Origin of the sequence: Gordonia amarae NBRC 15530 (genome assembly GCF_000241345.1) — a bacterium.
Taxonomy (GTDB): Bacteria; Actinomycetota; Actinomycetes; order Mycobacteriales; family Mycobacteriaceae; genus Gordonia; species Gordonia amarae.
Genome location: NZ_BAED01000079.1, coordinates 1 through 5,666, shown reverse-complemented (window position 1 = coordinate 5,666; position 5,666 = coordinate 1). Strand labels below are relative to the sequence as shown.

Annotated in this window: 3 rRNA genes; all 3 read left to right on the top strand. The window is 55.2% G+C overall.

The annotated features are described in order from the left end of the window. Positions 1 to 182: 182 nt before the first annotated feature. The 3 genes from GOAMR_RS23015 (at position 183) to rrf (ending at position 5,664) form a co-directional block, all read left to right on the top strand. Positions 183 to 1,703 (top strand): 16S ribosomal RNA (locus tag GOAMR_RS23015). 513 nt (positions 1,704 to 2,216) lie between these two features. Beyond that, positions 2,217 to 5,351: ribosomal RNA gene (locus GOAMR_RS23010) — 23S ribosomal RNA — on the top strand. Positions 5,352 to 5,547: 196 nt separating this feature from the next. Further along, positions 5,548 to 5,664: ribosomal RNA gene (rrf, locus tag GOAMR_RS23005) — 5S ribosomal RNA — on the top strand. The 16S, 23S and 5S rRNA genes sit together here, the layout of an rRNA operon. The last annotated feature ends 2 nt before the right edge of the window (positions 5,665 to 5,666 follow it).

Below are 5,666 nucleotides of genomic sequence, written 5' to 3'. Positions count from 1 at the left end.
GGTGGTGTTGGTGGGTGTGTGTTCTTTGAGAACTCGATAGTGTGTGACAAACTTTGTTTGATGCCAATATTTTTGGTAGTCAAATCTTTTTTTGAATGCCAGTTTGTTTTTTTGAGGATTTTTTGGTCAGGTTTTTCTCTCTGGTCTGAGAATTGTGTTGAAACTTTTTGTTTCAGTGTTTTTTCATGGAGAGTTTGATCCTGGCTCAGGACGAACGCTGGCGGCGTGCTTAACACATGCAAGTCGAACGGAAAGGCCCCTTCGGGGGTACTCGAGTGGCGAACGGGTGAGTAACACGTGGGTGATCTGCCCCTGACTTTGGGATAAGCCTGGGAAACTGGGTCTAATACCGGATATGACCTGCTCCTGCATGGGGGTGGGTGGAAAGCTTTTGCGGTCAGGGATGGGCCCGCGGCCTATCAGCTTGTTGGTGGGGTAATGGCCTACCAAGGCGACGACGGGTAGCCGACCTGAGAGGGTGATCGGCCACACTGGGACTGAGACACGGCCCAGACTCCTACGGGAGGCAGCAGTGGGGAATATTGCACAATGGGCGCAAGCCTGATGCAGCGACGCCGCGTGAGGGATGACGGCCTTCGGGTTGTAAACCTCTTTCGCCAGGGACGAAGCTTCGGTGACGGTACCTGGAGAAGAAGCACCGGCCAACTACGTGCCAGCAGCCGCGGTAATACGTAGGGTGCGAGCGTTGTCCGGAATTACTGGGCGTAAAGAGCTCGTAGGCGGTTTGTCGCGTCGTCTGTGAAATTCTGCAACTCAATTGTAGGCGTGCAGGCGATACGGGCAGACTTGAGTACTACAGGGGAGACTGGAATTCCTGGTGTAGCGGTGAAATGCGCAGATATCAGGAGGAACACCGGTGGCGAAGGCGGGTCTCTGGGTAGTAACTGACGCTGAGGAGCGAAAGCGTGGGTAGCGAACAGGATTAGATACCCTGGTAGTCCACGCCGTAAACGGTGGGTACTAGGTGTGGGTTCCTTTTCACGGGATCCGTGCCGTAGCTAACGCATTAAGTACCCCGCCTGGGGAGTACGGCCGCAAGGCTAAAACTCAAAGGAATTGACGGGGGCCCGCACAAGCGGCGGAGCATGTGGATTAATTCGATGCAACGCGAAGAACCTTACCTGGGTTTGACATACACCAGACGCCGGCAGAGATGTCGGTTCCCTTGTGGCTGGTGTACAGGTGGTGCATGGCTGTCGTCAGCTCGTGTCGTGAGATGTTGGGTTAAGTCCCGCAACGAGCGCAACCCTTGTCCTGTATTGCCAGCGGGTTATGCCGGGGACTTGCAGGAGACTGCCGGGGTCAACTCGGAGGAAGGTGGGGATGACGTCAAGTCATCATGCCCCTTATGTCCAGGGCTTCACACATGCTACAATGGCGCGTACAGAGGGCTGCGATACCGTGAGGTGGAGCGAATCCCTTAAAGCGCGTCTCAGTTCGGATTGGGGTCTGCAACTCGACCCCATGAAGTCGGAGTCGCTAGTAATCGCAGATCAGCAACGCTGCGGTGAATACGTTCCCGGGCCTTGTACACACCGCCCGTCACGTCATGAAAGTCGGTAACACCCGAAGCCGGTGGCCTAACCCCTTGTGGGAGGGAGCTGTCGAAGGTGGGATCGGCGATTGGGACGAAGTCGTAACAAGGTAGCCGTACCGGAAGGTGCGGCTGGATCACCTCCTTTCTAAGGAGCAATAAGCACACATGACCGGTGTTTGCCGGTGGTGTGGGATTCTGTTTCGTGACCGTAGGTGTCACGGCAGGTGCTCATGGGTGAAACATCAAACACATTCGTTATGCCGGCCGGGCCGTAGAGGTGTCTGGTTGGTGAGTGAGCTGTTCGGGTGACCGGACTGCTGGTGGTCGCACACTATCGGGGTTCTGAGAGAACACGCAGCAATGCGCGGTGATCTCTGCCCGCTGTCGGGTTGCCGGTGTTGAGGGGTCTTGTGATGAGGCCTGGAGCTGGTGGCTGGGGGTGGGTGTGTGTTGTTTGAGAAGTGCATAGTGGATGCGAGCATCTCATTGATGATGATCGGCGCCTTTCGGGGTGTTGGTTGTTGTTGATGGTATGAATATTGCAATTTCATTTTGAGATAGCGTTTTTTTGGCGTCTACATTCGTATCCCGGCCGGCTGGCTTGTTCTGATTTTTGTGGTCAGGGTGGTTGGTGGTGGGGGTGTGTTTGTAGGTGTTGTTGTAAGTGTTTTAGGGCGTTCGGTGGATGCCTTGGCACCAGGGGCCGATGAAGGACGTGGTAGGCCGCGATAGTCCTCGGGGAGTTGTCAAACGAGCTGTGATCCGAGGGTGTCCGAATGAGGAAACTCAGCACCAGTTATGTGGTGTTACCCGCACCTGAATGTATAGGGTGTGTGGAGGGAACGTGGGGAAGTGAAACATCTCAGTACCCATAGGAAGAGAAAACAAGTGTGATTCCGTGAGTAGTGGCGAGCGAAAGCGGATGAGGCTAAACCATGCGCATGTGTAACCGGGTAGGGGTTGTGTGTGTGGGGTTGTGGGGTTCATCTTCCCGGATCTACCTGTCCGGGCGTGAGTGATAAAATCATGGGTTAGGTGAAGTGGCCTGGAATGGTCTGCCGTAGACGGTGAGAGTCCGGTAGCTGAAAGCCTGTGGTCTTGCGTGATGGGTGCCCAAGTAGCAGCGGGCTCGTGGAATCTGCTGTGAATCTGCCGGGACCACCCGGTAAGCCTGAATACTTCCTGGTGACCGATAGCGGACTAGTACCGTGAGGGAAAGGTGAAAAGTACCCCGGGAGGGGAGTGAAATAGTACCTGAAACCGGACGCTTACAATCCGTCAGAGCCTGTGCACAGTTTGGTCTGTGGTGGGTGATGGCGTGCCTTTTGAAGAATGAGCCTGCGAGTTAGTGCTCGGTGGCGAGGTTAACCCGTGTGGGGTAGCCGTAGCGAAAGCGAGTCTGAATAGGGCGTTTGTAGTCGCCGGGTCTAGACCCGAAGCGGAGTGATCTACCCATGGCCAGGGTGAAGCAGCAGTAAGATGTTGTGGAGGCCCGAACCCACTTCAGTTGAAAATGGAGGGGATGAGCTGTGGGTAGGGGTGAAAGGCCAATCAAACTCCGTGATAGCTGGTTCTCCCCGAAATGCATTTAGGTGCAGCGTCACATGTTTCTTACTGGAGGTAGAGCTACTGGATGGCCGATGGGCCCTATCAGGTTACTGACGTCAGCCAAACTCCGAATGCCGGTAAGTGAGAGTGTGGCAGTGAGACTGCGGGCGATAAGGTTCGTAGTCGAGAGGGAAACAGCCCAGATCGCCGGCTAAGGCCCCTAAGCGTGTACTAAGTGGAAAAGGATGTGGGGTCGCGAAGACAACCAGGAGGTTGGCTTAGAAGCAGCCACCCTTGAAAGAGTGCGTAATAGCTCACTGGTCAAGTGATCCTGCGCCGACAATGTAGCGGGGCTCAAGTACACCGCCGAAGCCGCGGCACTCACACATGACATCGGCCACTGCCTGCGGGTGGTGGTGTAGTGGTGTGGGTGGGTAGGGGAGCGTCCTGCATCCGTGGAAGCGCCGGAGTGATCCAGGTGTGGAGGGTGTGGGAGTGAGAATGCAGGCATGAGTAGCGAAAGACAAGTGAGAAACTTGTCCGCCGGATGACCAAGGGTTCCTGGGGCAGGTTAATCCGCCCAGGGTGAGTCGGGACCTAAGGCGAGGCCGACAGGCGTAGTCGATGGACAACGGGTTGATATTCCCGTACCCGTGTATCCGCGCCCAATAGCGAGGCAGTTGTACTAAGCGTCCTGAACCGGATCGATCACCTTCGGGTGACGGGATGGGGATGCACGTGACCTTGGCTGTAGTAGTTAAGCGATGGGGTGACGCAGGAAGGTAGTGGGGCCAGTGAGTGGTTGTACTGGTGTAAGCCTGTAGGGCGTTGTGTAGGTAAATCCGCACAGCATGAGCCTGAGAGGTGATGCGTAGCCGTTGTGGCGAATTCCATGATCCTATGCTGCCGAGAAAAGCCTCTAGTGAGTTGGTACATGGCCCGTACCCCAAACCAACACAGGTGGTCAGGTAGAGAATACTAAGGCGATCGAGTGAACTGTGGTTAAGGAACTCGGCAAAATACCCCCGTAACTTCGGGAGAAGGGGGACCACGACTGGTGAACATCTTGCGGTGGGAGCTGGTGGTGGTCGCAGAGACCAGAGAGAAGCGACTGTTTATTAAAAACACAGGTCCGTGCGAAGTCGTAAGACGATGTATACGGACTGACGCCTGCCCGGTGCTGGAAGGTTAAGAGGACCGGTTAGTGACCTTCGGGTTGCGAAGCTGAGAATTTAAGCCCCAGTAAACGGCGGTGGTAACTATAACCATCCTAAGGTAGCGAAATTCCTTGTCGGGTAAGTTCCGACCTGCACGAATGGCGTAACGACTTCTCTGCTGTCTCAACCACAGACTCGGCGAAATTGCAGTACGAGTAAAGATGCTCGTTACGCGCGGCAGGACGAAAAGACCCCGGGACCTTCACTATAGCTTGGTATTGGTGTTCGGTTCGGTTTGTGTAGGATAGGTGGGAGACTGTGAAGCGGCCACGCCAGTGGTTGTGGAGTCGTTGTTGAAATACCACTCTGATCGTATTGGACTTCTAACCTCGGACCCTGATCGGGTTCAGGGACAGTGCCTGGTGGGTAGTTTAACTGGGGCGGTTGCCTCCCAAAATGTAACGGAGGCGCCCAAAGGTTCCCTCAGCCTGGTTGGCAATCAGGTGTTGAGTGTAAGTGCACAAGGGAGCTTGACTGTGAGACGTACATGTCGAGCAGGGACGAAAGTCGGGACTAGTGATCCGGCACCTACGAGTGGAAGTGGTGTCGCTCAACGGATAAAAGGTACCCCGGGGATAACAGGCTGATCTTCCCCAAGAGTCCATATCGACGGGATGGTTTGGCACCTCGATGTCGGCTCGTCGCATCCTGGGGCTGGAGTAGGTCCCAAGGGTTGGGCTGTTCGCCCATTAAAGCGGCACGCGAGCTGGGTTTAGAACGTCGTGAGACAGTTCGGTCTCTATCCGCCGCGCGCGTTAGAAACTTGAGGAAACCTGTCCCTAGTACGAGAGGACCGGGACGGACGAACCTCTGGTGTGCCAGTTGTTCCGCCAGGAGCACCGCTGGTTAGCTACGTTCGGAAGGGATAACCGCTGAAAGCATCTAAGCGGGAAGCCTGTTCCAAGATGAGGTTTCTCACCCTCTTGAAGGGTTAAGGCCCCCTACAGACCATGGGGTTGATAGGCCAGAACTGTACGCACAGTAATGTGTTCAGGTGACTGGTACTAATCGGCCGAGGACTTACAACAACATCACACACGGGGGCGAGCCCCCGTGGACCCCCAAAAGAATTACGCATCCACTATGTACCTCTGAAATAACACACGGCGACCTACGTCAGGTCGGTGATGGGTTTCACAGATTTGAAAGATCAAAAGATCAACAGATGACTGTGAAATTGTCAACCGGCCGAAAAGCGTGGCTGGTTGTATAATTTCACAGTTTTGCGGCGGCTATAGCGGTGGGGAAACGCCCGGTCCCATTCCGAACCCGGAAGCTAAGCCCACCAGCGCCGATGGTACTGCACCCTAGTCAGTGTGGGAGAGTAGGACACCGCCGCAATC